Origin of the sequence: Bradyrhizobium sp. Tv2a-2 (assembly GCF_000472425.1) — a bacterium.
Taxonomy (GTDB): Bacteria; Pseudomonadota; Alphaproteobacteria; order Rhizobiales; family Xanthobacteraceae; genus Bradyrhizobium.
In genome coordinates this window covers 85,623-112,551 of the sequence record NZ_AXAI01000014.1, presented here as the reverse complement: position 1 = coordinate 112,551, position 26,929 = coordinate 85,623, and the positions used below count along the sequence as shown (strand labels likewise).

At 63.2% G+C, this 26,929-nt stretch carries 26 protein-coding genes; 16 read left to right on the top strand and 10 right to left on the bottom strand.

Going from position 1 to position 26,929, the window contains the following annotated elements:
- Positions 1 to 25: 25 nt before the first annotated feature.
- From A3AI_RS0127195 to A3AI_RS0127160, 8 genes are all read left to right on the top strand, one after another.
- Positions 26 to 1,468 (top strand): 6-hydroxynicotinate reductase, encoded by a 1,443-nt coding sequence (locus A3AI_RS0127195; RefSeq protein ID WP_024518619.1) that lies wholly within the window; start codon positions 26 to 28, stop codon positions 1,466 to 1,468.
- The gene (locus tag A3AI_RS0127190) at positions 1,465 to 2,355 is read left to right on the top strand and encodes a UPF0280 family protein (protein WP_024518618.1); all 891 of its coding nucleotides are present in this window, start codon (positions 1,465 to 1,467) and stop codon (positions 2,353 to 2,355) included. The genes A3AI_RS0127195 and A3AI_RS0127190 overlap by 4 nt, the downstream gene beginning before the upstream one ends.
- 34 nt (positions 2,356 to 2,389) lie before the next feature.
- Positions 2,390 to 2,974, top strand: coding sequence for an amino acid synthesis family protein (locus A3AI_RS0127185; RefSeq protein ID WP_024518617.1), 585 nt, complete (start codon positions 2,390 to 2,392; stop codon positions 2,972 to 2,974).
- Positions 2,975 to 3,000: 26 nt separating this feature from the next.
- On the top strand, positions 3,001 to 4,206 hold the full coding sequence (locus A3AI_RS0127180; RefSeq protein ID WP_024518616.1) for an ABC transporter substrate-binding protein: 1,206 nt from the start codon (positions 3,001 to 3,003) through the stop codon (positions 4,204 to 4,206).
- Between the two features lie 142 nt (positions 4,207 to 4,348).
- Positions 4,349 to 6,247: an ABC transporter permease gene (locus A3AI_RS0127175; RefSeq protein WP_024518615.1), complete on the top strand. Its 1,899-nt coding sequence runs from the start codon at positions 4,349 to 4,351 to the stop codon at positions 6,245 to 6,247.
- Positions 6,244 to 7,035 (top strand): ABC transporter ATP-binding protein, encoded by a 792-nt coding sequence (locus A3AI_RS0127170; protein WP_024518614.1) that lies wholly within the window; start codon positions 6,244 to 6,246, stop codon positions 7,033 to 7,035. The genes A3AI_RS0127175 and A3AI_RS0127170 overlap by 4 nt, the downstream gene beginning before the upstream one ends.
- A complete protein-coding gene (locus tag A3AI_RS0127165; RefSeq protein ID WP_024518613.1) occupies positions 7,032 to 7,736 on the top strand; it encodes an ABC transporter ATP-binding protein in 705 nt (234 codons plus the stop codon). Before A3AI_RS0127170 ends, A3AI_RS0127165 begins: the two co-directional genes overlap by 4 nt.
- A 25-nt stretch (positions 7,737 to 7,761) precedes the next feature.
- A complete protein-coding gene (locus A3AI_RS0127160; RefSeq protein WP_024518612.1) occupies positions 7,762 to 8,217 on the top strand; it encodes a MarR family winged helix-turn-helix transcriptional regulator in 456 nt (151 codons plus the stop codon).
- Between the two features lie 104 nt (positions 8,218 to 8,321).
- Here A3AI_RS0127160 and A3AI_RS0127155 read toward each other — a convergent pair whose 3' ends face one another.
- Positions 8,322 to 9,518 carry an amidohydrolase family protein gene (locus A3AI_RS0127155; RefSeq protein WP_024518611.1) on the bottom strand — a complete coding sequence of 399 codons (1,197 nt, stop codon included), beginning with the start codon at positions 9,516 to 9,518 and terminating at the stop codon, positions 8,322 to 8,324.
- A gap of 154 nt (positions 9,519 to 9,672) precedes the next feature.
- Between A3AI_RS0127155 and A3AI_RS0127150 the strand changes: the two genes are divergently transcribed.
- Positions 9,673 to 10,446, top strand: coding sequence for a ferredoxin--NADP reductase (locus A3AI_RS0127150; RefSeq protein ID WP_024518610.1), 774 nt, complete (start codon positions 9,673 to 9,675; stop codon positions 10,444 to 10,446).
- Positions 10,447 to 10,478: 32 nt separating this feature from the next.
- Here A3AI_RS0127150 and A3AI_RS0127145 read toward each other — a convergent pair whose 3' ends face one another.
- The 5 genes from A3AI_RS0127145 to A3AI_RS0127125 form a co-directional block, all read right to left on the bottom strand.
- Positions 10,479 to 11,351 (bottom strand): ABC transporter ATP-binding protein, encoded by an 873-nt coding sequence (locus tag A3AI_RS0127145; RefSeq protein ID WP_024518609.1) that lies wholly within the window; start codon positions 11,349 to 11,351, stop codon positions 10,479 to 10,481.
- Complete coding sequence (locus A3AI_RS0127140; protein WP_024518608.1) at positions 11,348 to 12,256, bottom strand: ABC transporter permease; 909 nt, start codon at positions 12,254 to 12,256, stop codon at positions 11,348 to 11,350. The genes A3AI_RS0127145 and A3AI_RS0127140 overlap by 4 nt, the downstream gene beginning before the upstream one ends.
- Entirely contained in the window at positions 12,253 to 13,668 is a 1,416-nt protein-coding gene (locus tag A3AI_RS0127135) for an ABC transporter substrate-binding protein (protein ID WP_024518607.1), read from the bottom strand. Before A3AI_RS0127135 ends, A3AI_RS0127140 begins: the two co-directional genes overlap by 4 nt.
- Before the next feature lie 164 nt (positions 13,669 to 13,832).
- The gene (locus tag A3AI_RS0127130) at positions 13,833 to 14,618 is read right to left on the bottom strand and encodes a Crp/Fnr family transcriptional regulator (RefSeq protein ID WP_024518606.1); all 786 of its coding nucleotides are present in this window, start codon (positions 14,616 to 14,618) and stop codon (positions 13,833 to 13,835) included.
- Between the two features lie 100 nt (positions 14,619 to 14,718).
- Positions 14,719 to 15,042, bottom strand: a complete 324-nt coding sequence (locus A3AI_RS0127125; protein ID WP_024518605.1) for a DUF971 domain-containing protein — start codon at positions 15,040 to 15,042, stop codon at positions 14,719 to 14,721.
- 189 nt (positions 15,043 to 15,231) lie between these two features.
- On the opposite strand from A3AI_RS0127125, the gene A3AI_RS0127120 reads away from it, so the two are divergent.
- The 4 genes from A3AI_RS0127120 (at position 15,232) to A3AI_RS0127105 (ending at position 19,156) form a co-directional block, all read left to right on the top strand.
- Positions 15,232 to 16,005: a ferredoxin--NADP reductase gene (locus tag A3AI_RS0127120; RefSeq protein WP_024518604.1), complete on the top strand. Its 774-nt coding sequence runs from the start codon at positions 15,232 to 15,234 to the stop codon at positions 16,003 to 16,005.
- 160 nt (positions 16,006 to 16,165) lie between these two features.
- Positions 16,166 to 17,908, top strand: coding sequence for a fumarate reductase/succinate dehydrogenase flavoprotein subunit (locus A3AI_RS0127115; protein WP_024518603.1), 1,743 nt, complete (start codon positions 16,166 to 16,168; stop codon positions 17,906 to 17,908).
- A 34-nt stretch (positions 17,909 to 17,942) separates the two neighbouring features.
- Positions 17,943 to 18,176 (top strand): 4Fe-4S dicluster domain-containing protein, encoded by a 234-nt coding sequence (locus A3AI_RS0127110; protein WP_022724287.1) that lies wholly within the window; start codon positions 17,943 to 17,945, stop codon positions 18,174 to 18,176.
- Between the two features lie 2 nt (positions 18,177 to 18,178).
- Complete coding sequence (locus A3AI_RS0127105) at positions 18,179 to 19,156, top strand: HEAT repeat domain-containing protein (RefSeq protein WP_024518602.1); 978 nt, start codon at positions 18,179 to 18,181, stop codon at positions 19,154 to 19,156.
- 20 nt (positions 19,157 to 19,176) lie between these two features.
- Here the strand turns inward: A3AI_RS0127105 and A3AI_RS0127100 are convergent, their stop codons facing one another.
- Positions 19,177 to 22,509: an adenylate/guanylate cyclase domain-containing protein gene (locus A3AI_RS0127100; RefSeq protein WP_024518601.1), complete on the bottom strand. Its 3,333-nt coding sequence runs from the start codon at positions 22,507 to 22,509 to the stop codon at positions 19,177 to 19,179.
- Between the two features lie 261 nt (positions 22,510 to 22,770).
- On the opposite strand from A3AI_RS0127100, the gene A3AI_RS0127090 reads away from it, so the two are divergent.
- Complete coding sequence (locus tag A3AI_RS0127090; protein ID WP_024518600.1) at positions 22,771 to 23,244, top strand: cupin domain-containing protein; 474 nt, start codon at positions 22,771 to 22,773, stop codon at positions 23,242 to 23,244.
- An 83-nt stretch (positions 23,245 to 23,327) separates the two neighbouring features.
- On the opposite strand, the gene A3AI_RS45450 is transcribed toward A3AI_RS0127090, so the two are convergent.
- The 3 genes from A3AI_RS45450 to A3AI_RS0127070 all read right to left on the bottom strand — a co-directional run bounded on the left by A3AI_RS45450 (position 23,328) and on the right by A3AI_RS0127070 (position 26,170).
- Positions 23,328 to 25,016: a Spy/CpxP family protein refolding chaperone gene (locus tag A3AI_RS45450; RefSeq protein WP_024518599.1), complete on the bottom strand. Its 1,689-nt coding sequence runs from the start codon at positions 25,014 to 25,016 to the stop codon at positions 23,328 to 23,330.
- A 268-nt stretch (positions 25,017 to 25,284) separates the two neighbouring features.
- Positions 25,285 to 25,695, bottom strand: a complete 411-nt coding sequence (locus tag A3AI_RS0127075) for a hypothetical protein (protein ID WP_024518598.1) — start codon at positions 25,693 to 25,695, stop codon at positions 25,285 to 25,287.
- Between the two features lie 199 nt (positions 25,696 to 25,894).
- Positions 25,895 to 26,170: a lipase chaperone gene (locus tag A3AI_RS0127070; protein WP_024518597.1), complete on the bottom strand. Its 276-nt coding sequence runs from the start codon at positions 26,168 to 26,170 to the stop codon at positions 25,895 to 25,897.
- 393 nt (positions 26,171 to 26,563) lie between these two features.
- Between A3AI_RS0127070 and A3AI_RS49415 the strand changes: the two genes are divergently transcribed.
- Complete coding sequence (locus A3AI_RS49415) at positions 26,564 to 26,746, top strand: hypothetical protein (RefSeq protein WP_024518596.1); 183 nt, start codon at positions 26,564 to 26,566, stop codon at positions 26,744 to 26,746.
- A 5-nt stretch (positions 26,747 to 26,751) separates the two neighbouring features.
- On the top strand, positions 26,752 to 26,892 hold the full coding sequence (locus A3AI_RS48860; protein ID WP_198030217.1) for a hypothetical protein: 141 nt from the start codon (positions 26,752 to 26,754) through the stop codon (positions 26,890 to 26,892).
- The last annotated feature ends 37 nt before the right edge of the window (positions 26,893 to 26,929 follow it).

Sequence of the window (26,929 nt, the reverse complement as noted above, 5' to 3'; positions counted from 1 at the left end):
GCGCAACCGCTTTGCAGGCTTTGAGATGGTGACTGAGACCGCCGCCACCACCGACAAGATCCGCTGCGATGCCTGCCCGGTGATGTGCTACATCAAGCCCGGTGCAGCTGGAGCCTGCGACCGCTACGCCAATCACGACGGCCAGCTCGTCCGCGTCGATCCGCACATCATCCTTGAGCGTACCGTCGAGCATGGCGGCCGGCTGGTTCCATTCCAGGCCACGGGTGACTGGGATGGCAAGATCGTGCACCAGCCGGAAACCTTCGTGACGGCGATCGGCGCGGGCACCACCTATCCCGACTACAAGCCTGCGCCCTTCATCGTGTCGTCAGAGGTCGATGGCGTCGATATGGTCACGGTCGTGACCGAGGGCATCTTCAGCTATTGCGGCGTCAAGGTGAAGATCGACACCGATCGCTATCTCGGTCCCGAGCAGGCGGCGGTCCGCGCACAGGGCGAGGCGGTCGGCCACGTCACGACCAGCGAATACGGCTCGCAGATGCTGTCGCTTGGCGGTGTGCATCATCTGACCGGCGGCTCTAAGAAAGAGGGCCGCGTCACCTGCGACACGCTGATGGACCTGAGCAACTGCAAGCCGGTCGAGCTCACCATCGACGGCGGCGCGACCGTGGTGGTGCAGGCCGGGCAGCCGCCCGTGGTCAATAATATGCGCGAGGAGCGCATGCGGGTCGGCTGCGGCTCGGCGACCATCGGCATGTTCGCCAAGCAATGGCATGGCAAGGTCGATGAGGTCGTCGTGGTTGACGACCACATCACCGGCGTGCTCAGCGAGCATCAGGCTGGCAAGCTGCTCGATATCGCCGACACCGGCATCAAGATGAAGGGCCGCCGCTCGACGCCGGGCCGCTATTTCCAGGTTGCCGATCCCGGCACCGGCTGGGGCGGCACCAACATATCCGATCCGCTCGCGATCCTCGGGCCGTTCGATCGCAAGGAGGCGCGTCCGGGGCTGACCATGCTGATGGTCTCGACCACGGGCGAGCATGCGTCCTACTACGTGCTCAATGAGGCACTGCAACCTGTCGAGACGGAGATGCCGGCGGCGCTCCGGCAATCGGTGGAGCGTATCCAGGAGAATTGCGAGCCCGCGCTGTGCACGGTGCTGTTCATGGCCGGCGCCGGCGGCTCGCTTCGCGCAGGAGTCACTGACAATCCGGTGCGGCTGACACGCTCGGTGAAGGATGCGCTGACGCGCGTGACCAGTGGTGGGGCGCCCGTTTATGTCTGGCCGGGCGGCGGCATCACCTTCATGGTCGACGTGACACAGATGCCGGCGGGCGCCTTCGGCTATGTGCCGACACCGGCGCTGGTCGCGCCGATCGAGTTCACGCTTAAACTGTCGGATTATGCGGCGCTTGGCGGCCACATGGACTATGTGCGTCCGCTGAGCTCGCTGAAGGACAGTGCGGATATTCGACCTATCCCGTGGCTCGGACAGCGCGCATGACACGGCTGCCGCAGATCGCACTGCTTGCCGATTGCCGGCGCCTGCATCTGCAGGACGGTCCGATCGATCTGATCATCGAGGCCAAGGGCCGCGGAGGCGCTGTTCGCGCAGCCTATGACGCGGCCGCGCGCCGTTTCACCGGCCTGCTCGACGAGCTCTGCTCCGAATTGTTCGATCTGCGCAAGGCCGCTCATCCCGTACACTGCCCGCTGCAAGGTGTGGTCGCGCGCCGCATGCATGCGGCGGTGGCGCCTTTCGCCGCGGAATGCTTCATCACGCCGATGGCGGCGGTTGCGGGCAGCGTCGCCGAGGAAATCCTCGGGGCGATGCTTGCGGCGGCTCGGCTCGATCGCGCCTATGTCAACAATGGCGGCGACATCGCACTGCATCTTGCGCAAGGCGAGCAATTCAGCGTCGGCCTGATGGATCGGCCGGACCGCGATGGGGTGATGCAGACGATGCTGATTGACGCGCGCGACCGCGCGCGCGGTATCGCGACCAGCGGTCGCCATGGCCGCAGCTTTTCGCTCGGCATTGCCGACGCGGTGACCGTGTTCGCTCGCACCGCGTCCCAGGCCGATGCCGCCGCCACCATCATCGCCAATGCGGTCGATCTGCCCGGACATCCCGCAATCCTGCGCCGTCCGGCCAACAGCCTGCAGCCCGACAGCGATCTCGGCCCGCGCCTTGTCACTCGCGAGGTCGGCGCGCTGTTGCCTTCCGAGATCGCCACGGCGCTCGACGCGGCCGTCGTTTGCGCGCGACAATGGCTCGGGGCCGGATTGATCGAAGCCGCGGCGCTCCGCCTCTCCGGCGAGACCGTGATTGTCGGAATGAAAGGCGTGCAGCGCCATTCGAATGCGCTTGCCGAACGCGCGTTGGCTTGATCGCAAAAGAGGCAGAGGAAGAGAGGCGGAAGAAATGGGCGCCAACATTCGCAAGATCGTCACCGTCGTGGAGGAGACCTATTCTGAGATGGGCAGGGCCGTGACGCCGCCGACCCGCCGTGCCGCTGCCATTGCGGTGATCGAAAATCCCTTCGCCGGGCACTATGTCGAGGACCTGTCGCCGCTGATCGCGATTGGCGAGGAACTCGGCGAGTTGCTGGCGAAACGGGCGGTCGCGGCGCTCGGCATCGACGGGCCGAAGGCGCACAGCTATGGCAAGGCTGCGGCGGTCGGCGAAAACGGTGAACTCGAGCATGCGGCAGCAATCTTGCATCCCAAGATGGGCGCGCCTGTGCGCAAGGTTCTGGGCAAGGGGGCCGCTCTCATCCCGTCGTCCAAGAAGCGCAGCGGGCCGGGCACGACGCTCGACATTCCGCTCGGACACAAGGATGCTGCCTTCGTGCGCAGCCATTTCGACGGCATGGAGGTCCAGATCAACGATGCCCCGCGCGCCAATGAGATCATGGTCGCGCTTGCCGTCACCGATTCGGGCAGGCCTTTGCCGCGGGTCGGCGGACTGACGGTCGCGGAGATCAAGGGCGAGGATGGCTTGCGTTAATTTTTTTTCAAAAGTGGAGGCAAGGGATGCGACGTAGCAATTATTTCCTGGGCGCGGGGCTCGCAGTGGTCTTGGCCGGCATGGCGACGAGCGCCATGGCGCAGGCTGAAATCAAGATCGGCGAGATCAACAGCTATTCGCTGCTGCCTGCGTTCACCGAGCCTTACCGCAAGGGCTGGCAGCTTGCCGTTGAGGAGATCAACGCCGCCGGCGGCATCAACGGCAAGAAGCTCGTCGTCATTTCCAAGGACGACGGCGGCAAGCCCGCGGACGCGCAGACTGCGGCGAACGAACTGGTTTCCAGCGAGAATGTCGCGATGCTCGCGGGCACATTCCTCTCCAACATCGGTCTTGCGGTCAGCGACTTCGCCAACCAGAAAAAGGTCTTCTTCCTCGCTGCGGAGCCTTTGACCGACGCCATCACCTGGAGCAAGGGTAACCGCTACACCTTCCGCCTGCGTCCCTCAAATTACATGCAGGCGGCGATGCTGGTGGAGGAGGCCGCGAAACTGCCCGCGAAGCGCTGGGCGACGATCGCGCCGAATTATGAATATGGCCAGTCCGCAGTTGCCGTGTTCAAGAAGCTGATGTCGGAGAAGCGACCCGACATTCAGTGGGTCGACGAACAGTGGCCGCCGCAGGGCAAGATCGATGCGGGTCCCGTGGTGCAGGCGGTCGCTGCCGCCAATCCCGAAGCCATTCTCAACGTCACGTTCGGCGCCGACCTCGTGAAGCTCGTGCGCGAAGGCAATACCCGTGGCCTGTTCAAGGATCGCGCGGTGGTGTCCTTTCTCACTGGCGAGCCCGAATATCTCGATCCCCTGAAGGACGAGACGCCGGAGGGCTGGATCGTTACCGGCTATCCCTGGTACTCGATCAAGACGCCGGAGCATGATGCGTTCTTGAAAGCCTACCAGGCCAAGTACAACGACTATCCGCGTCTTGGCTCCATCGTCGGCTATCAGACCATCAAATCCGCCGCCGCGATTCTCGCCAAGGCCGGCTCGACCGATCCGGACAAATTGATTGCCGCGGCGGAAGGGCTGAAAGTGCCGTCGCCGTTCGGCGACATCACCTTCCGCAAGATCGATCATCAGTCCACCCTCGGCGCCTTCGTCGGCAAGACCGCGCTGAAGGACGGCAAAGGCGTGATGGTCGATTCGGTCTATCGCAGTGGGGCCGACTATCTGCCTGGTGACGCCGAAGTCGAGAAGATGCGCCCGAAGGAGTGATGCAAATCTCCCTCCCTCTCCCCGGCCTTCGCGGGAGAGAGGGTCGGGGTGAGGGGCTCTATCCGTGCACTGAGCTCGCTGAGATTCCCCCTCATCCGGCGCGCTCTGCGCACTGACCTGAAGCAGGATACCCGGACCGCCCATGGCCTTTTATGTCGCCCAGTTCCTGACCGGTCTTGCCAGCGCAGCCTCGCTGTTCCTGGTGGCCTCGGGCCTGTCCATCATCTTCGGCGTGACGCGCATCGTGAACTTCGCACATGGCGCGTTCTATATGCTCGGCGCTTATGTTGCTTTCACCCTCACCGAGTATTTTTCCGGTGCCTTCGGCTTCTGGGGCGGCATTGTCGCGGCGGCGCTGGCGGTTGCAACGCTTGGCGTCCTTGTCGAGATCGTGCTGCTGCGGCGGATCTATCACGCGCCCGAACTGTTCCAGCTGCTTGCGACCTTCGGCCTCACGCTGATGGTCGAGGATCTCGTGGTCCTGATCTGGGGCCCGAGTGACCTGCTCGGCCGCAGGGCGCCCGGCTTCAAGGGCGCGGTGGATTTCTTCGGCCAGAGCCTGCCGAGCTATGACCTCTTTCTCATCGTGCTCGGGCCCGCTGTGCTCGGCATCCTCTGGCTGTTGTTCCAGCGCACCCGCTGGGGAGTTCTGGTGCGCGCAGCAACGCAGGACCGCGACATGGTGGCCGCGCTCGGTGTCAACCAGAAATGGCTGTTCACCAGCGTGTTCGCCGTCGGCGTCTTCCTGGCAGCCCTCGGTGGTGCGCTGCAGATCCCGCGCGATGCCGTCAATCATGCCATGGACCTGCGGATCATTGTCGATGTGTTCGTGGTCGTCGTGATCGGCGGCCTTGGCAGCATCTTCGGCGCCTTTGTCGCAGCCGTGCTGGTGTCGGAGCTCAATGCGTTCGGCATCCTGATCTTTCCAAAGATTTCGATCATTCTGGTTTTCCTGGTAATGGCGGTGGTTCTCATTGTCCGTCCCTGGGGCCTGTTCGGAAAGCGCGAGGCCCCGGCGCGCCGCACGCCCGGTCTCACGGTCAATCCCTGGCGTCCGCTGACATCGGCAGAGCGGCTCGCCGTCTGCATCGCGCTTCTCGCCGCGGCCGCGCTGCCCGTGATCGGCGGCAACTATGCCGTGACCGTCGGCTCGGAGATCGCGATCTTCGTGATCTTTGCCATCAGCCTGCACTTCCTGATGGCGGTCGGTGGGCTGGCGTCGTTCGGTCACGCCGCTTATTTCGGGCTTGGTGCTTATGGCGTTGCGTTCCTTGCCAAGATGGCGGGACTGCCGATGATCGCGTGCCTGTTGCTTGGCCCGCTGCTCGGTTGCCTCGGGGCTGCTGTGTTCGGCTTCTTCGCCGTGCAGCTTTCCGGTGTCTATTTTGCGATGCTGACGCTGGCCTTTGCGCAGATCGTCTGGTCGGTCGCGTTCCAGTGGGTCGAGGTCACCGGCGGCGACAATGGCATTTTGGGCGTCTGGCCGGAGCGCTGGGCGTCGTCTCCGTCACATTTCTATTGGCTTTCGCTCGGCATTGCTGCGCTCGCGGCCGCAGGCTTGCGCATTCTGGTGTTCTCGCCCTTCGGCTTCGCGCTGCGGGCGATGCGCGACTCGCCCCTGCGCAGTGAAGCCGTCGGCATCAACGGCAAGCGCGTCCAGTGGACCGCTTTCGTGATTTCGGGCACCGTTGCCGGCGTGGCCGGCGCGCTGTTCGCCTATCTCAAGGGCAGCGTGTTCCCCGACAATCTCGGCATCCCGCTCTCGGTCGATGCGCTGGTCATGGTGCTGCTCGGCGGCGTCGAGACGGTGTCGGGCGGGATCGTCGGCGCCATCGTCTACAAGGCGCTGAACATCTGGCTGGTGAGCCAGACCGATCTGTCAAAACTCGTCCTCGGCGGCTTTATCGTGCTGATCGTCGTCGCCTTCCCGAAGGGCATCGTCGGGACGCTGGAGATGATCCGGCATCGCCATGGCGGTGGTTCATCCGAGGCAAGTTCTGAAACAAGACTCATGGGATCACGGATCGAGACCGCCGAATGAGCGCGCTTCCTCCATTGCTGTCGGTCGAAGGCCTGACCAAATCCTACGGCGGCGTGCACGCCGTGCGCGGCGTCTCCTTCGAGCTTGCGGCCGGCGAAATCCTGGCGCTGATTGGACCGAACGGTGCCGGGAAGAGCACCTGCTTCGACATGCTCAACGGCCAGAACACACCCGACGCCGGGCGCATCCTCCTGCGCGGTGAGGACACCACCGGCAGGCCGCCGCGCGCGATCTGGCGGCTCGGGGTGGGGCGCACATTCCAGATCACCGCGACGTTCCCGACCATGACCGTGCGAGAGAATGTGCAGGTCGCGCTGGTTTCGCATGGCCGCCGCGTGTTCAATTTCTTCACCGCGACGCAGAATTTTGCACGAGAACAGGCGGGACGGCTGCTCGATCTGGTCGGGATGGGCGGCTATGCCGACCGTCCTTGCGGCGAGCTTGCCTATGGCGATCTCAAGCGGCTCGAGCTTGCGATCGCGCTCGCCAACGAGCCGAAACTGCTCCTGATGGATGAGCCGACCGCCGGCATGGCGCCGCGCGAACGCGTCGAGCTGATGCGGCTCACCGCACGCATTGCGCGCGAGCAGTCGATCGGCGTGCTCTTCACCGAGCATGACATGGACGTGGTGTTCGAGCATGCCGACCGCATCCTGGTGCTCAACCGCGGCACGCTGATCGCGCAGGGCTCGCCGGCCGAGGTGCGCGCCAATCGCGAGGTGCAGGCGATCTATCTCGGCGAGGGCCTGGTCTATGATGCCCGTCACCGCGAAGGAGCCGGCGCATGAAGCTCTCCGTGCAGGGACTCAACAGCCATTATGGCCCGGCGCATATCCTGTTCGACGTCGCGCTCGAGGTCGGCGAGGGCGAGGTGGTCGCGTTGCTTGGTCGCAACGGTGCCGGCAAATCCACGACCTTCCGCTCCATCGTTGGTCTCGTCGCGCAGCGTTCCGGGCGTATCGTGTTCGGGGGCAGGGACGTCTCCGACAGGCCGACCCATGAAATCGTGCGCAGCGGGCTCGGCTATGTGCCGGAGGAGCGGCGCATCTTCACTGACCTCTCCGTCGAGGAGAATCTCGAGGTCGGCCGGCAGCCGCAGCGGCCGAACGCGCCCTACTGGACCTGCGAAAAGCTGTTTACGCTGTTTCCCAATCTCGGCGAGATGCGCCATCGCGCCGGCGGACGAATGAGCGGCGGCGAGCAGCAGATGCTCACCATTGCGCGCACGCTGATGGGCAACCCGTCGCTCGTGTTGCTGGATGAGCCGTCCGAAGGCCTTTCGCCCAAGATCGTCGAGCAGATGGTAGCGGCGATCCAGACCATGAAGCGGGAAGGCGTCAGCATGATCGTGTCCGAGCAGAATTTGCATTTTGCCCGGCTGATCTCCGACCGCGCCTACATCATCGAGCGTGGCCGCATCTGCTTCGGCGGCACCATGGCCGAGCTCGACGCGCGTCCGGATATCCGCGACGCGCATCTTTCCTTGTGATCTGCGGAAGAGGGCGGGGACGCATATGGCAAGGAGTGCAACTGCGAAGAAGAACTCGAAGCCCGTACGGGCGAGTTACATTCTCGACGAGCAGATCGGCTTCATCCTGCGCATGGTCTCGCAGCGCCATGCGGCGATCTTTGCCCGTGACATCGGCACCAACCTGACGCCGACGCAATGGGCCGCGCTGTCGAAGCTGGCCGAGACCGGGCCGTGCTCGCAGAACCAGCTCGGCCGGCTCACTGCGATGGATGTCGCGACGATCAAGGGCGTGATCGACCGCCTGACAGCGCGCGGCCTCACAGAGACCAGCCCCGATCCCGACGATGGCCGCCGGCTGCTCGTCAGCCTCTCCCGCGCCGGCCAGCAGCTCGCCGAAAAAATCGCGCCGAATGCGCTCGCGGTCTCAAAGGAGACGCTGGCGCCGCTCGATGCCAGGGAGCGCGAGACGCTGTTCGCGCTGCTGAACAAGCTGCGGTAGGCCCCGTCATTGCGAGGAGCAAAGCGACGAAGCAATCCAGAGCCTCACGCGCGGCTCTGGATTGCTTCGCTTCGCTCGCAATGACGGCCGAGCCGTGGTCGGCCTTACTTGCCCACCACCTCCGGCACCTTGGTCGCCGGCGGGGTGTTGCGGCTGCGCTGGGTGCGGACGATACCGTCGATGATGGTCATGCCGATGCCGGGGAGGTCGCCGAGTTGCACGCTCTCTAGAATGTTCTTGCCGGGTGAATGCTGGGCCTTGTCCATCAGAACGAAATCCGCGGCGCGGCCCAGCTCGATCAGGCCGCAATCGAGCTCACGCATGCGGGCAGTGTTGCCGGTCGCAAGGCAGAAGGCAATCTCGGCCGGCAGTTCGCCGAGCGAGGACAGCATCGCAACCATCCGCAAGATGCCGAGCGGCTGCACGCCGGAGCCGGCGGGCGCATCGGTGCCGAGGATGACACGGGCGAGATCGCCCATCTCGCGCGCGGTGCGCAGCGTGAACAGCGCCGAGCGCTCATTGCCGTTGTGAACGAGCTCGAGCCCGCGTTTGCAGCCCTCGCAAATGCAGCGGATCTGGTCGTCGGGCAGCGCCGTGTGCCCGCCATTGATATGACCGACCACATCAGTGTCGGCCTCCAGCACCACGTCCTTGTCGATCAGGCCCGAGCCGGGGATCGACGGTCCGCCGGTGTGAATGGTGCTCTGGATGCCGTATTTGCGCGCCCAGCCGACCATCTTCCGCGCGGTCGGGCCGTCCTTGACGCCGCCGAGGCCGACTTCGCCGAGTAGCTTGACGCCCGCGGCGGCCATCTCCTTGAAATCCTCCTCGACCATCTCGCATTCGATCACGGGCGCGCCGGCATGCACCTTCACGCCGCCCGGCCGCAGCGTCCAGAACGCGCGCTGTGCGAATATCGCCATCGCCTTCAGGCCCACCACATCACGCGGACGGCCAGGCGTGTGCACCTCGCCCGCCGAGATCATGGTGGTGACGCCACCATGAAGATAGCTGTCGATCCAGTTGATCTGGTTCTGCCGCGGCGTCCAGTCACCGGCCACCGGGTGCACATGGCTGTCGATCAGGCCGGGCGCGACCGTCGTGCCATTTGCATCGACAATGGTGGTGGCGCCTGCGGTGTCGACGTCCTTGAGCCGGCCGATGGCGGTGATCTTGCCGTTCTCGGCGACGATGGTGTCGGCATCCAGGATCGGCTTTTCCAGCGCGCCTGACAGCATCAGCCCGATGTTGCGGATCACCAGCTTGCTCGGACCGGTGGCTTGCGGCGCGTCGTGTGCCATGGCGGCTATTCCCTTCGGCTGCGTCTCGAATTTTGTGATTTTGCCCCCGGCTTGACGGCTGGATCAAGCTGGATTATTCATTCGTATACGAACGATCGTATACGAATAAACTGCCGGGTCAATCGCCTCTCAAATCCTCCGCAGGAGTGGTACGGTGAGCAATTTCAACCAGGAAAGCGTGCTGAGCGTCCGTCACTGGACCGACAATCTCTTCAGCTTCACGACCACGCGGAACCCCTCGTTCCGCTTCCGCAGCGGCGAGTTCACCATGATCGGGCTCAAGGTCGACGACCGGCCGCTGCTGCGCGCCTACAGTGTCGCGAGCGCGCACTACGAAGACACACTGGAGTTCTTCTCCATCAAGGTGCCGGACGGCCCTCTGACCTCGCGCCTGCAGCACCTGCAGGAGGGCGACGAGATCATCGTCAGCCGCAAGGCGACCGGCACGCTCGTGATCGACAATCTCGAGGACGGCCGCAATCTCTATCTGATCGGCACCGGCACCGGGCTTGCGCCGTTCCTGAGTGTGATCAAGGATCCCGAAGTCTACGACCGCTTCGAAAAGGTCGTGCTGCTGCACGGCTGCCGCCGCGTCGCCGAGCTCGCCTATGGCGAGACGATCCATGAAAAGCTGCCGAACGACGAGCTGCTCGGCGAGCTCGTGCGCAACCAGCTGATCTATTATCCCACCGTGACGCGCGATCCCTTCCGCAACCGCGGCCGCATCACCGACCTCATCACCTCGGGCAAGCTGTTTGCCGATACCGGTCTGCCGCCGCTCGAGGCCGCGCACGACCGGGTCATGATCTGCGGCAGTCCGGCGCTGGTGAAGGACTCGCGCGAGCTGCTCGTTGCGAGGGGCTTTGCCGAGGGCAATCACGGCGAGCCCGCGCAATTCGTGGTGGAGAAGGCGTTCGCGGAACGGTGAGCTCGGGCCGCGAACCGCTCGACGAGGAACAGCTACAGCACATCGGCGAGCGAATGGCCGTGCAGGTCGATGGTGAGGCCCTGCATGGCGAGATCGTTGATCTCGCCGCCCATGGCTTTCAGGCTCTCCTCGCGGATCAGCGACATCAGCCCGCGACGCAGTGCCAGAAATTCCGATGACATCATCATCGATTGCTGGCGCGGTCGCTCCAGCGGAATCGGAATCTCGGCCTTGATCGAACCGGGGCGCGCGGTCATGCAGTAGACGCGATCGGAGAGGAAGATCGCCTCGTCGATGTCGTGGGTGACGAACAACACCGAGATCTTCAGCCGCTGCCACATGTTGGTGAGGATCTGCTGCATGATGACCCGGGTCTGTGCGTCCAGTGCGCCGAACGGCTCGTCGAGCAGCAGCACCTTCGGGCCCGTGGCGAGCGCGCGGACGATACCGACGCGCTGTTTCATGCCGCCGGAAAGGCGGTCGGGATAGTGCTTCTCGAAGGCCTCGAGCCCGGCGAGCCCCAGAAGCGTGCGCGCCGCGCGCTCGCGCTGCGAGCGATCCATGCCGCGCATCTTGAGACCGAACTCGACATTCTCGCGCACCGTCTTCCAGGGAAACAGCGAATATTGCTGGAACACCATGCCGCGCTCGGCGCTCGGCCCGTTGACTTTTTCGCCGTCGACCGTGACCACGCCCGCGGTGGGCTTGAGAAAACCCGCGACGGCGTTGAGCAGCGTCGACTTGCCGCAGCCGGAGGGCCCGACGATGGAGACGAATTCGCCCGGCTTGACATGGATGTTGGTCTCGGTGACGGCGGCAACCGCGCCATCGATGGTCTCATAGCTCAGGGCGAAGTCTTTGACCTCGATATGGCCCTGCGCGGGCCTGGCGTCAGCATTGCTCATGTGCGCCCCCAGGGCATCACCAGTTTTCCGATTGCGCGAACCAGAAGGCTCGAGGCCAATCCGAGGACGCCGATCGTGATCATGCCAAGCGCGATGTCGGCGTATTGCACGAGCGAATAGGCCTCCCAGGTGAAATAGCCGATGCCGTATTGGCCAGAGATCATCTCGGCTGCGATCAGCGAGACCCAGGCGACGCCCATGCCGACGGTGAGGCCGGTGAAGATGTGCGGCAGCGACGCCGGGAAATAGACCTCGCGGAAGATCGCCCGTTCCTGGGCGCCCAGACACTGCGCGGCGCGCACCAGGACGGGGTCGACCAGCGACATGCCGTGCAGCGTGTTGACCAGGATCGGGAAGAACGAGCCGAGAAACGTGATGAAGACGATGCTCTGCTCGTTGGTCGGCCACAGCATGATCGCCATCGGCACCCACGCAATCGCCGGGATCGGGCGCAGCACTTCCGCAACCGGAAAGATCGTCTCATGCACAAGCTTGAAGCGCCCCATGACGAGCCCAAGCGGCACGCCGATGAGGGCGGCGAGCGAGAACCCCAAGAAGATACGGCGGCAACTCAGCGCGATATGCATCAGGAAGTGCGGATCGTGGATCGCCTTGACAAAGCTCGCATGGACCGCGAGCGGCGAGGGTACGTTGGTGAAGCGGACGAAGAACACCACGCGGTACTTGGTCAGGAAATGCCAGGCCACGAGGAAGAGCAGGAGCGAGATCGTGCCAAGCAGCAGGGCGCGTATCCGCTCCTTGTTCAGTTTGATCCAGCGCGCGGCCATCGCGCTTGCGCTGCGGGCTGGGAGAGCCGGAGTTGGCATGGCTCGCGTTGGCTCGGCCGTGTCGGCGGCGATCGCAGCCGGCTCGGCTTCCCGTCGCAACAAGGCGGAGCTCGTCACGTCTTGCCTCCGCTCTGTGCTGCTTTCACCGCATCCTCGAAGCCGAGCACCTTGCCACCTGACTTCGCGGCATAGGTCTCTGCATCCTTCTTCAGAAGGAACGGCGCGATGTCGCCGCCGTTGACCGCGAAGAAGGCCTGGTCGGCGAACAGCTTTATCCCGCGCGCGGTGTCAAAGACGTAGGTGACGTCGATTTTCTTGCCCTTGGCCTTGAAGTCGGCATAGGCGCCGAGCGTGCAGGCGGCGCTGGAGAAGGGGAGAATCCCCTCGTCGTCAACCCAGACCTCGCCCGCCTTGCGCGGATCGGCGATCTGCTTCTTGCAGAACCTGTCCTCGCCCGAGACTTCGTAATTCCTGGTGCTGGCAAGCTCGGCGTCATAGTCGAGTTTCATCTCGGCATAGGCCTTGCGGAGATAGGAATCGTCGACCCATTTCTTCGGATCGAATTCCTTCATGCGACCGAGATTCTGCAGCACTTTCACATCTTGCGCCGCCGCGTCGATCAATGGCGGCTTGATCGTCGGATCGAGCGTCATATTGCCGCCGGGACCCAGGAAAATGTAGACGACTTCCTTGTTGATCCCGGTCCATTCCTGGATCTTTTCAGAAGCTGCCTTCGGGTCGGCGCGGAACCACTGGTTGGCGGCGATGATCGCCTTGATATAGGCGACGACGACCTCGGGATACTTTTCGGCGAAATCGGTGCGGACCACGACGCCATGGAAGGTCGGCAGGTTGGTCTCGACGCCGTCGAAGATCTTTCGCGCAAAGCCACGGAAGGGAAGCAACTCGGCGAAGGGGACGAAGTCCGCATGCGCGTCGATCTTCTTCTCCTGCAGGTTGGTCGAGCCGACTTCCGGCGTCTGGCTGACCAGCTGGAAGAAGTCCGGCGGCAGCCCGCGGTCCTGCATCGCCTTCAAGACCATGCCATGCGCAGCCGAGCCGAAGGGCACGCTGACCAGTTTGCCCTTGAGATCCGAGAGTTCGTAGTACGGAGAATCCTTATGGACGACAATGCCGTTGCCCGAGCCGGAGAGGCTGTAGGCGGCGACCGCGATCAGCCGGCTCTTGCTGTCGGGATTGTTCTCGAAGGTGAAACCATTCACGATCAGCGGATAATCGCCCATCATGCCGAACTGCAGCTTGTCGGCCATCATCGCATTGGTGACGGGCGGACCGGAGGTGAAATTCTGCCATTCCAGCTCGAACTTGATGTCGGCATATTTGCCCGATGTTGGCAGGTATTTCTCAAGCAGATGCAGCTGCCGGATCACCGTGCCCGCGGTCACCGTATTGGTGGTGGTATCTTGTGTGCCGATGCCGATAGTGACGGTTTCCGCAAGCGCGGGCTGGGCCAGCGCAAGCGCGGCCGCCGATAGCAGGATCGAAAGTGGCAAAGCCTGGCGAACCATTCTCATCCTCGTCTCGGTTGGATGCTTCGGCTGCCATGATTGGGGGCGGCGGCGCTTCGGGCAAACGCGGAGTGGCTGTCCCGGTCGATTAGTTGCCGCCAAAGGCCCGTTGCATAGTGGTTGGGCAATTCTGCATCTGGAAGCCGTTTGCATGTGCAGTGGCGTCAATCCCCGCCATGGCCCCGCATCTCCTCCAGGACATCAGGCCGGCAGATGACGATCTGCGAGCGCCGGTTGCGAACGGTTCCCTTGTCCTGCATCCGCTTGAGGCTGATGGTCACCCATTGCCGGGTAGCGCCGACCATGTGGGCGAGGTCGGCATGGGTGAAGGCCGCCGCGATCAGCGTCCCGTCGGCTTCCTTGATGCCGTAGAGTTCAGTCAGATGAAGCAGCAGGTGCGCGAGCCGCTGGGTGATCGAGCGGGTGCCGAGCATCTGCGCGAGTGCAGAATAGCACTTGCCCTTGAAGGTCAGACCCTCGATCAGGCCGATCGCGAGGTTGGGAATTTCGGCGGCGAGTCCGCGCAGTTCCCTGCCAGGCAGCTGCACGACGGCAGCATTGGAGGAGGCAACGCCCGACCATTGGTGAATGCCGGTGCCGAACACTTCGGGCCCACCGACGAAATTGCCGACATGCCAATAGGCCAATGTGATCTCGCGGCCCTGTGGCGATGTATAAAATACCCTGATACGACCACTCTCGATAAGATAGATTCCGTCGTGCTTGGCGCCTTGCGAGAACAGGGTCTGGCCGCGATTGAGCACCTTGCGGCGCCCTTGCTTGAGCACCAGCTCGCGCTCGCGCGGGCTGAGCTTTTCCATCAGCGGCGGCGGCCCGCCGATTGCCTGCTGGCTTTCCGTGAGCAGCAGTGAAGAGCTGCCGGTATTCCTGGAACCCGCCGTCGTTGAAGGCGCGTTGCCGCGTTCAGCATTGGCCACCTGCAGCAGCATGAATTGCCTCCGGATCAGTCAGACCTGACCCGGAAGCAGCAAGCTTCGTGCCAGAGCGGGATGCAGTTATTCGGCCGCCGCAACGAACGTATGAAGCGCTTCAAAGCGCGGCAAGCTCGGCCAGATAGGCCTTGGGATAGATCCCGCGGTTATGTCCGTCGGAGAACGAGATGTTCACGCCATAGCCGAGATCGGCAACGCCAACGATCGCAATTCCCGGAAAGCTTGACGCGAAGCGGTTGTCGAATTGGGCTCGCCGGCAATGCGCGCATTTGCAGGCAAGACGCAGCTGTTCCGCGCCAAGCACGATCTGCCGTCCGTCCGGCGCGGTCATGGACAGCGAGGCAAGATCGGGACTGACTTCACAGTCAACGATGGTCGGTGCTACCCACACGTTCACCTCTGTCGCTCCTGTCTCGAGCATAAGCGCGGCTGCACGCGTGGAACAGCAACTAATTGCCGCATCAGCCGGATGCTTTGCAAGAGCGATGCCAATCGCGGCAACAGATAAGAAAATTTGCAACTAATCGACCGGGAATCGCGCGGCATCGTTGCACGCCTTCGGCTTCTCGCGAAAAGACCTTCCGCATCACCCTTGCGCGAAGGAACGACCATGAGCGCCTTTCAGAGGGAGACGGTCCTCTCCGTCGAACATTGGACCGACTCCCTGTTCAGCTTTACCGCCACCCGCGATCCCGGCTTTCGCTTCCAGAACGGGCAATTCGCGATGATCGGGCTCGAGGTCGACGGCCGGCCCTTGATGCGCGCCTACAGCATGGCCAGCGCCAATCATGAGAATGCGCTGGAGTTCTTTTCGATCAAGGTCCCGGACGGGCCGCTGACATCGCGCCTGCAGAAGATCAGGGAAGGGGACATCATTCTCGTCGGACGCAAGGCGACGGGCACACTGATTTCAGGTAACCTGATTCCGGGAAAAAGGCTTCTCCTGCTCTCGACCGGCACGGGCCTTGCGCCATTCGCGAGCCTGATCAAGGACCCGGATGTCTACGAAAGTTACGAGACCATCATCCTGGCGCATGGCTGTCGCCAGGTCTCCGAGCTTGCCTATGGCGAGTGCGTCGTTGCGAAGCTGCGCGAGGATGAATTTTTCGGTCCCCTGATCGAAAACAGATTGATCTACTATCCGACGGTGACGCGGGAGCCGTTTCGTAATCGCGGCCGCATCACCGATCTCATCGCGCAAGGTCAGCTGTTTTCAGACGTCGGCCTCAGCGGGCTTGACCGCGAGACCGACCGCGTGATGCTCTGCGGCAGTCCCGGCATGCTGGGGGAGCTTCAGGCGATGCTGACCGCGCGCGGCTTTGTCGAAGGCAATCACAGCACGCCCGGGCATTTTGTCGTCGAGAAGGCCTTTGTCGAGCGATGACGCGCGCCGCGTGCCCGGTTTTTGCCCAGAGTTGCACATGGCCCTGGGCAGATCGCTCTTTCGCACATCGGCGACAACTAATTGCTATTCGCAACCCCTTCACCTGAACGAAGCTAGCGTCCAACGGCGGCATCACTGCCCGCGATCCCTGGAGTGAACGATGGCGATAGATGAGATTGTCGATGGACTGTCGGAGGTATCCTGCGACGTGCTCGTCATCGGCGGCGGCACCGCCGGCCCCATGGCCGCACTGAAGGCGAAGCTGAAGAATCCCAAGGCGAACGTCGTCCTGCTGGAGAAAGCGAATGTCAAACGCTCCGGCGCCATCTCCATGGGCATGGACGGGCTGAACAACGCGGTCATCCCCGGCTACGCCACGCCCGAGCAGTACACCAAGGAAATCACCATCGCGAATGACGGCATCGTCGATCAGAGGGCCGTCTACAAATACGCTGAAAATTGCTACAAGATCATCGAGGAACTCGACGGTTTCGGCATCCGCTTTCTCAAGAACGAGAACGGCGACTATGCGGTGAAGAAGGTGCACCACATCGGCACCTATGTTCTGCCGATGCCGAACGGCGAGACCGTGAAGAAGGCGTTGTATCGCCAGCTTCGTCGCGCCCGCATCCTGATCTCCAACCGCTATATGGCCACGCGCCTGTTGACCGCATCCGACGGCCGCGTTGCCGGTGCGATCAGCGTCAATACGCGCACCGCCGAGATGCTGGTGATCAAGGCCAAGGCCGTCATCCTCTGCATGGGCGCCGCGGGCCGGCTCGGCCTGCCGACCTCCGGCTACATGTTCGGCACCTACGAGAACGCCGCCAATTCCGGCGACGGCTATGCCATGGCCTATCATGCGGGCGCCAAGCTCGCGAACCTCGAATGCTTCCAGATCAACCCGCTGATCAAGGATTATAACGGGCCCGCCTGCGCCTATGTTGCGGGTCCCTTCGGCGCCTATACCGCCAACAATGAGGGAAAGCGCTTCATCGAATGCGACTACTGGTCGGGCCAGATGATGCTCGAGTTCTACAACGAGCTGTCGTCCGGCAAGGGACCGGTGTTCCTGCAGCTCAAGCATCTGCATGAGAAGACGATCGAGGAGATCGAATCGACCTTGCACAAGGTGGAGCGGCCGACCCGCGGCTTGTTCCAGCAAGGGCGGGGCGTGGACTACCGCCACGAATCGATCGAGATGCATATTTCGGAGATCGGTTTCTGTTCGGGCCACAGCGCGTCCGGCGTGTTCGTCGACGATTTCGCCCGCACCACCGTGCCCGGCCTCTATGCCGCGGGCGACATGGCGAGTGTGCCCCACAACTACATGTTGGGTGCCTTCACAAACGGCTCGGTCGCCGGCATCGATGCCATGGAGTTCGCCGACAACCACGATTTTGCGCAGTTCGATGCCGCCGATGTCGCCGCCGAACGCGACCGTGTGATGGCGCCGACCAAACGCGAGGACGGCATCCCACCGAACCAGATCGAGTACAAGACACGGCGCCTGGTCAACGACTACCTGCAACCGCCGAAAGTTACGCGCAAATACGAGCTCGGAGCACGCCGTTTGGCTGAAGTGCGGCAGGATGCAAAGGAGCGCATGATCGCGCGCAATGCGCATGAGTTGCTGCGCGCGCTGGAAGCGCAGTCGATCCTCGATTGCGCCGACATGGCCGTCCACGCTTCGCTGTTCCGGGAGGAGAGCCGCTGGGGTCTCTATCACCTGCGCACCGACTTTCCCGAAAAGGACAACGAGAACTGGTTCTGTCACACGCTGCTCGGCAAGCAGGACGGCAAGATGGTGAGCGAGAAGCGCGAGGTCGAGCCCTACATCGTGCCGATCGCCGAGGAGGAGAAGGACCTCTACGACAAGCAGCGCATCGCGGTGGGCGCATAAGCGGCCCGACCTATCGAACAACAGGAGATTTGACATGCCTCTCGCGACTTACCAGACCTCTGTTCCGGTCGTGGTCGACGACGCCAAATGCATCGCCGACAAGGGCTGCACCGTCTGCGTCGATGTCTGCCCGCTCGATGTCCTGCGCATCAGCGACATGACCGGCAAGGCCTACATGGCCTATGACGAGTGCTGGTACTGCATGCCTTGCGAGGCCGATTGCCCGACCGGCGCGGTCACGGTCAACATTCCCTATCTCTTGAGGTAGCCATGGCAAGCCCGTTCGAGTCTTACGACGATCTCGAGGACGCCGACGAGCGGCTGCAGGCCGCCGATCCCGCGGAGCGCCGCGTCGCCATCATCGCGCTCGGCCATTCCGGCGATCCCGCCGCGATCGGGCATCTTGCCCGCATGGTCGACGATCCCGATGCCGGGGTGCGCCAGCAGGTGGCGATGGCGCTTGGCGAGTTCGATGGGCCGGAGGCGGCGGCGGCGCTCGTCAAGCTTCTTGTCGATCCTGAAAGGATCGTTGCGGCGGCGGCGGCCGATAGCCTCGCCGAGTTCAAGGATCCGGCCTCCGCCGACGTGATCCTCCCGCTGGTCAAGCACAGCCACGCCTTTGTCCGCATGGGCGCGCTGCGCGCGCTGAAGGAACTCAGGCGCAAGGATACGCTGAAACCGGCGCTGGAAGCACTGCAGGATGGTGACGCTGCCGTCCGCGTGCAGGCGATCGGCGTCATTGGTTTCCTCAAGCTGGAGGAGTCCATCCCTGCGCTGACCTCCCTGATCAACGATCCGGATGCGCATGTGCGGCGCGCGGCCGTCAGCGCGCTGGCTTTCTCGCACATGAAGCCGGCGGCGGAGACGATCACGCGTGCGCTGAAGGACGAGGATTGGATGGTGCGTGAGATGGCGGCGGAGACACTAGGCCTCAATGTCAATGGAGCGGTTGCCGCCGACCAGCTGATCGCCTCGCTCGACGACGCGTTCTGGCAGGTGCGGCTGAAGGCGGTCAGAAGCCTCGGCAAGATGAAGATCGAGCGCGCCGTGCGCCCGATCGGCAACTGCGTCACCCATGAGCAGGCGAATTTGCGGAAAGAAGCAGCTGCAGCGCTCGGCGAGATCGCCGGCGCCGACGGCGAGCCGTTCCTCGTGATGATCGCCAACGATCCCGATCCCGATGTCCGCAAGAACGCCCGCTGGGCGCAGCACCAGATCGCCGCGAAGAAAGCAAAGGCGGGTGCCTGACGGCAATTAGGGACTTCCTTTCAAACCGCCTTGTCCAACCAGTCCCTGGCATTCCTGAGATCAGTGGTCTCGAGACCCTGATCGAATTGGGAATAGATCGGCGCAAGTAGCCCCTCGGCCTCCGTGCGCCGACCTCGGGCTTCCAGGAGTTTCGCAAGGCTCGTTGCCGCGCGCAATTCCAGCAGACGAGCCTCCTGTGCATGCGCCGCGTCAAGCGCCCGGCGTAGACAGCTTTCCGCTTCTTCGCCGTCACTTGCTTTGAAAAGCAGCTCACCCCTCAGCCGGTCCAGCTCGGGTGCGAACCAGACGTCGCCGCTGTCGCCGTCCGCCTCATCGATGAGCCGCAATCCATCGTCCGTCTTGCCCGCGATCAGATGGGCTTCCGCGGCGCGCACGAGCCGATAAATCACGTGAAATTTGGAGCCCGTTTTTCGCCAATTGGCCAGTCCCTCCTGCATCAGGGCGATGCCGTGGTCATGCTCGCCCTGCATGACCCGCGCCCAACCGCACAGCATTGTGGCGTTCGCCACGCCAACGGCCGATCCATGCATGGCGAGCAGCGGGAGGGCTTCGGTCACATAGTCCTCTACCTTCGCGGGCTCACGGCGAATCTGGTGCAGCTCCGTTGCAAACCAAAGTGCCAGTGCGAGAGTGGGGGGATGATCAAGATCGCGCGCGAGCGCCAGGCCTTTCTGCATTTCTTCGAGCGCCTGATCCGGATATCCCATTGTCGCAACGATAATAGCGTTGGACCCGTAGCCGCAAACACCGGGATCATGGCCCCCGTATTGCAGGGCTTGCTGGCCATGTGCTTCGCGTCGATAGAGACCAACTCCCTTTTCGATATGATGACGCGCCGTTGCCAGGGCACCTGCCACCATGAATGACGGCCACGCCGCGTGATGCGCCTGCAAGGCGAGTTCAGAATTCGCGCTGGTGTTTGCCATCCCGAAGAGCTCCTCCACCAGGCGGGCAGCGGTCGCAAAGTCACCGCGCGAAAAAGCGATGAGCCAGGCCCCCCATACGGTCGGAAAAAGATCCGCGACCCGCTCTCCTTCACTCGCCAGCTCCCGCGCTCTCGCATACACCTGACCGATCTCCGGTGCCACCGAAGACCTGGTCGTCATCAACGCAGGTCCCAGGGCGATCAGGAGCTGCAACTCCTGATCGGCGCAGCCGGCTCTCTCCGGGAGCATTTCAAGCAGCTGCAGCGCATTTCGAAAATGAGTGATTGCCTCCTTGTTCGCCGATCCCTTTGTCGCGCGGTCTCCGGCGCGTTGCCAGTGGTTGATGGCCTCTCGCGGCATCGCAGCCAGGGTATAGTGCCGCGCCAGCAGCTCGGGCTGGCTGTCGCCGACATCGAACTGCCGATCCAGAACGGTTGCTATGCGAGCGTGCAGCTGCTGTCGCTTTTCGCGCAGCAGGGTGTCGTAGGCAACGTCCTGCACGAGGGCATGTTTGAACAGGTAATGCGCGTCCGGAGGCACGCCCTGCCGAAACAGCAAACCGGCCTCGACGAGACGATTGAGCGCCGGCGCCAGTTCGGCCTCGGCTCTCTGCGCTACGGCTGCCAGCAGATCATGCGAAAACTCCCGACCGATTGCCGCACCGATCTGCGCCACCTCCTTGGCCTGGCCTAGGCGATCGAGGCGCGCCAGTAACGACGCGTGCAGGCTGGCTGGAATCGCCTGCGCATGGGACGGAATCATCGACGCGGCCCGCCGGGCCGCGCCTTCGTTCTCGGCCTCCAACACCGCCTTCGTCATTTCCTCGACGAACAAGGGAATGCCGTCAGTGCGCTCCACGATCTCGGCACTCACGTCCGCCGCCAGCTCTCCGCTCCCGACCAGACCCGCAATGATCGCTGCCGCGTCGCGTGACGGAAGCCGGTTCAGCGTCAGGCTTGTGACATGGGCTTGTCCTTCCCAGGGCGCCCGAAACTCTGGACGGAAGGTTATGAGAAGCAGCACGCGCTGGCTTGCTATACGGCGGGCAACGAGGTCCAGCACCTCAAGGCTGGTCGGATCGATCCAATGCACGTCCTCGAAGATCATCAGGACCGGATTCCGGGACGCCAATCTGACGACCTGTGACAACAAGGCTTCGAGCGTCTTGTGTTTGCGCAGTTCGGGCGCGAGCTCGACACTCGGATATCGTCCATCGTTCGGGAGCAACAGCATCCCAGCAAAGAGCGCTGCGTCCTGAGCCGAGGTTGAGGTCTGCCCAAGAAGAGCATCGAGCTTGTCGAGTCTCGCTTGCGGTTTGTCGCTCTGCAGCAGTCCGGCGGCGCGTTCCATCTGGCCGGCAACGGGATGGAGCGCGCTGTCGGTGTGTTGGGGTGAACAGAAATAACGCAAGCGTGTGTGCGGTTCGGTTGCGATGTGCTCCATGATTGCCACCGCAATGCGGGATTTCCCGATGCCGGCCTCGCCCGAAAGCAATACGACTTGCCCTTCGCCCATTCTGGCGCTGGACCAGCGACGTTGGAGCAGTTCGATTTCCTCCTTGCGTCCGACGAGTCGGGTCAAGCCGGTTGTGTGGAGCGCATCAAATCGGCTTTCCGTGGTGCTCGGTCGCAATGCGGCCCAGGCGCGCACCGGTGTGGAAATGCCTTTAAGCTCTCTGGAACCCAGATCCTGGAATTCGAAGAGATTGCCGAGAAGTGTTCGCGTGTTCTCCGCCACGACGACGCAACCGGCGTCGGCAATTGCCTGCAGGCGGGCGGCAAGATTGGGTGTCTCGCCCACGACGGCCTGCTCCTGGGCCGCACCCTTGCCGATGAGATCGCCAACGACCACGAGCCCGGTCGCGATCCCGATACGCACCTGGAGCGGTGAGCTGATTGCGGTCCTGAGGTTTGGCACGGCCTGGACGAGAGCAAGTCCGGCGTGCACAGCGCGTTCCGGATCATGCTCGTGGGCCTGCGGATATCCGAAATAGGCCAGAACACCGTCTCCCATATACTTCGCGACATACCCGCCATTGCGCTCGACAATCACGGTACAGCAGCGGTGATAGGCCCGAACGATTTCCCTGAGGTCCTCAGGGTCGAGCTTCGTCGAAAGGGCAGTTGAGCCGACGAGGTCGCAGAACATGACCGTGAGCTGGCGGCGTTCCGCTTCGTCGTGCGTCGGCCCGGTGAGAGCGCTATCCTGAGGCGAAGTGCGCAGGGGCTGCGCAAGCTCCCGGATGGCGCGGAGCATCTTTCGACGATCTCCAAGCAGGACTCCGAGTTTCTCGAGGTCCTGGTCGGTCAGGTCCGGAAGTATGCTGACATCAATGTGGTGAGCTTCGAAACGCTCCGCGTATTCGGACATGCCGAGCTTTTCCAGCCAGTCGGCAATCGGTTGCATGGCTCACCGCCGGTCGCGAGATACCTGACGCGAAGTTTGCAGCCAGTCGCCGCATTCTATTGCGGCGTTCGGCTCATGGCACGCGATTCGTGGTGCCGTGGCTGGCCTTTGGTCAGATCACGCCGGTGATCGGCATCCGGGTAGGGGGAGGTGGTGTCGAACAGGCAAGCGCGACCTCCGAAGGATGGTGCACCGCGAACACTTCTGAACCAGCGGCCGGCGTGATCGACAGATAATAGGCGGGCATAATGGAGACCGATCATGCAAACAAGTACGCTAAGTCTTGTGCTACTCCTCGTCGGCGCAACTGGTGCTCTTGCCGATGACATGAAGATGCCGGTCAATGCCTCTCAGGTCGAATGGGGGCCGGCGCCGAATTTCGTGCCTGAAGGTGCCCAGATCGCCGTGCTGTCCGGCGATCCGTCCAAGGATGGCCTGTACGTGGTCCGGCTGAAGTTGCCTGCCGGATACAAGATCGCGGCGCACAACCACCCGACCACAGAAATGGTCACCGTGATATCAGGCGATTTCCACATCGGAATGGGCGACAAGCTCGATGAACAGAAGACCACGCTGCTCACCGCCGGTGGCTATGCGGAGGCGCCTGCCAAGATGAACCACTTTGCTTGGGCGAGCAGTCCGACGATTGTGCAAGTCCACGGTCAGGGGCCGTTTGCGATCACCTATGTCGACCCGGCGGATGATCCGCGGATCAAGTCGCAGGCATCGAAGTAGTCGGCGCACCATGAAGCCAGACAGGACGCGAAGGCCGACGACCGTCGCGTCCTGAGCCGTGTCCTCCGGCCATCGTCGTCTCGTTAAGCCGCGCGGACACTCATCCGGTTGAACTGTGCCTTCTGCTCGTCGCTGAGGACGCCATAGAACCTGTTCAGCGCGGTCTCGGTCATCTGCAGCGCCTGCGACATCGCGCTCAAGCGACTTTCCATCGCGGCGAGGCGTCCGGTCGGAGTTAGCGTCTGCGCGGGCTGGCAATTGGTCTGCATCAGCTGCGCGGCCTTCGCGGTGGTCTGGTCGAGCTCCTTCAACGCGGCATCCTGATCAGCGTTGAGATGCAGGCTACGCTCGATGCGGTCGATCGGCAGCGCATGGTTCGTTGCCTCATGCCGCTTGCACAGGTGATCAATCTCGGCAGGCCGGCTGCTCGCCGTCTGCTGGCTCTGATCAAGCGCGTTGAAGCGCTCGCGCTGCTCGTCGCTCAGGGAAGCGTAGAATTTCTCGAGTGCCGGGCGCACGGTCTGTACCGCCTTCAGCATCGCCTCGACCCGGACGCGCATCGCGGCAAGCCGGCCGGTCGGCGTGCTCGGAAGCTCGGTCGGGCAGGCCGCCTGCAGTGACTTCACCGCCGCCGTTGAGGCGGATTTCAAATCATCGAGCAGCGCTTGCTGCTTTTCATCGGGGTTGACCTGTTGGGCAATCCTCTGGATCGAAAAGTCGGTGACACCGGCGGCCTGGCTCGAACAGATGCGGTCGCTGCCGCCCGCCGCGGCGGGCCCTGCCGTTGTGTCGGTGGCCGCGGTTCTGGCGTAGGAGCGCTGCGACGCCGCAGAGCCCGCATAAGCATACGCGTCTTCCGGTCCGTAATATTCAGGCGCATAGCCGCCATAGATGCCGGCATAGACATCGTCAAAGGCGTAGGGCCAGAACGTGTCATAGGCGTAGGGCGCAAAGGTGTAATCGACGAAATCATCATAGGCGTAGGGCCAGAACACCGGGCCGACGAAGCCAAGCACGATTCCGGCATGATGATGGCGCCGCCAGTCGCGCGCCCAGCCGGCCTGAGCGAACTGGCCGCGGAAGGTCTGTTGCGACGGCGTCATGCGCGACGCGGCTGTGATACGCTGATTGGCGAAAGCGGGATTTTGGAGGATCGGCGGTGTGCGCGGCCGCTCGGCACGCGCCTGGTTGGCCGCGGTCTCGCTCCGGCCGATGGTCCGATGCGCGGTCGATCCGACCGTCTGGCCGACGGTGGTGCCGGGCGCCTGGCGCCCGATCCTGGTTTCGGCTGGACCAGGCCTCGAATTCGCAAGTGCGGGCTTTGAAGCTTGCGGTGATGGCAGCGGGGCGTGCCTTTGCGCCTCGCGCGCCGCCGGCGCCGCGCCGTTGTGCCGCAACGCTTGCGATGCAATCCGTCCTGACTGCGGCACGCCATGTCCACGCTCGATGCGGGCGAAATTGCCATGCGGCGCACCGCTTGGTGCCGCATGGTGCGGTTGTGGCGGCGCGGCATGGGCGGCGAAGCTCCGCGCGGGCGCCGCGACATGAGGCGCAGGTGCAGCCATATGCGGTGCGGCGAAGTGCGGAGCGGGTGCGGCGAAGTGGGGAGCGGGTGCGGCGATGTGCGGAGCGGGAGCAGCAAAATGCGGGGCTGCCATCGCGGGATGCGGTGCCCCACCGGGGCGCCCTTGCTGCGCAAAGGCCTCGCCACCCAAGCTGGCTGCGACGAACACGAGCGCTGATACGGCAATCGGATTGAGCTGGCGCGACATGGTGAAGACTCCGCATTACGTCGAATTTCGAACGCGGCCGAGGCTTCATTGTTCCTGCGACAGAGCGCGCCTGAATACGCATCTCGCACCGCGCCATGTGAACGCGGCTTCAGCAGATGCGCGGAAGCTGGTCTTCGTCGATGAAATCATTGCGCGAGCGCCGCATTGTGAGGCGGTGCGCCAGATGAATTCGCGCCGGCGAAACGCGATGAGCCGCCAATTGATGGCGGCTCACAGCTTCGCGAAAAAACTCGGAAGTCCGATAGGTTCAGGTCAGCGGAATGTCGAGCACGGCCGGCCGCTCGGTCGCCGTGCGCTTGAGGGCGCGATCGGCCGGGAGCTGCACGACACGCGCGCGCTGGCCCGGGATGAGGTCGGTCAGCTTGACGATCTTGCCGTTGGAAAACTCCAGCGCATCGTGATGCTGCGCCGGCTTGTCGAGGTCGATCTGCCGGAAGCGCGCCAGCGTCGCGCCGACCTTCCGACGGAAAATCACGCCCTGCGTCACGGCATTCTGCTCGAAGGCAATCTCGGTCCCGGGACGCAGGCAAACCGCGACCGTGGGATCGGTGGGCGAGGCGAACCCGCGGGTATTGGTTCCCGGGAACCTGCTGGACACGAGGACCTCGGATGCTTCTGCCGGCCGGAAGGCCACGGCATGAAGGCTATAGTCGCACATGACTTACTCCTCATTGTGTGATCGGCACCATGGCCGCAACGGCGGACGAACATTCTTGTTCCATTTGGCCCGTCGCACGGCGTTGAAAAGCGCGAGATCGCTGAGCTCGGACTGCCGGAGGCAAGCGCGACTTTCCGAAAAAGGAAAAGCCCCGCGGTTGCGGGGCTTTTGCTTGTCGGCAAAAACGTCGTGCCGGGTGTTAACGTCCGCCGGCGGCCGGCCCGTTGTTGTTGGTGGTGCCGGGGCCGACATTGCCTTCGCTCGATGCGTTGCCGCGCATGCTCGGGCTCGTCGCGCCGGTCGAAGACTTCATGCCGGTCGAAGACTTCATGTTGGCGCCGGTGGTTGTCGACGAATTCGTCGAGGACGAAGTTGGATGCTTGGTCTGCTTATGCATCTTCGCGGACGCAGCAAAGGGCGAACCTGCGAGACCCGCAATCACAAGCGCCGCGATCGTCAGTCTGCTCTTCATCATGAGGTGGAACTCCTCGTTGGATCACACGGGGGCCAACTGTTGTCGCCGGCCGCAGTTCCAGACTCAATACGAACGTCTGATCGTTCGAGATCGCGAAATCGAGGGCTTGTGAAGGAGGAACGTTGCTTGCTGCGCCGGCATCGTCAATCTGCGTTCTTTTGCTGGCCTCCATGTGGAGCGGCCCCGGCATCGAGGGGGCATCGGACGCCAGGACCGCCCTTCCACACGGAGTGCTCCCGGCGTGACAGGGGGGATCGGCGCCGGAAGCATGGGGCATACGCGTGTCGAAGCCGATGGTTCCAACAAATGTCGAGTGAAACGGTGCGCCGGTGCCACCTTAAGATCATTTAATGAATGGTTGAGCTCTGTGCGCTTCGTCACTACGTTTTTGGCATGAAGCAGTCAGACTTATTGCGAGAGAACGCCGACAATTGTCTGCAGCTCGCCGAGGGAGCCGAAGGCCAGCCGGCGTTCAGGCGCTACATGCGAATGGCAAACGCATGGAGGGCGTTGGCCAACGAGCAAGATTGGCTGGACGGGGAGGTGTCCCCGCTGGCTCTGTACCGAAAGGGATAGATATCATGAGAGTCAGAAGAGCCCAACGTGTTCTGATCGCTCTCATCGTCGCTTTTGGAATTACTGCAAGCATCGCGGCGGTGACGACGATCAGGCAAGTGCACATCGCGGCTTCATCGGTCGCGCACCCGATCACGCGCATCTAGTCGAGGCAGCCGGTTAGCGCCGCAGCCCTTTGGAGGA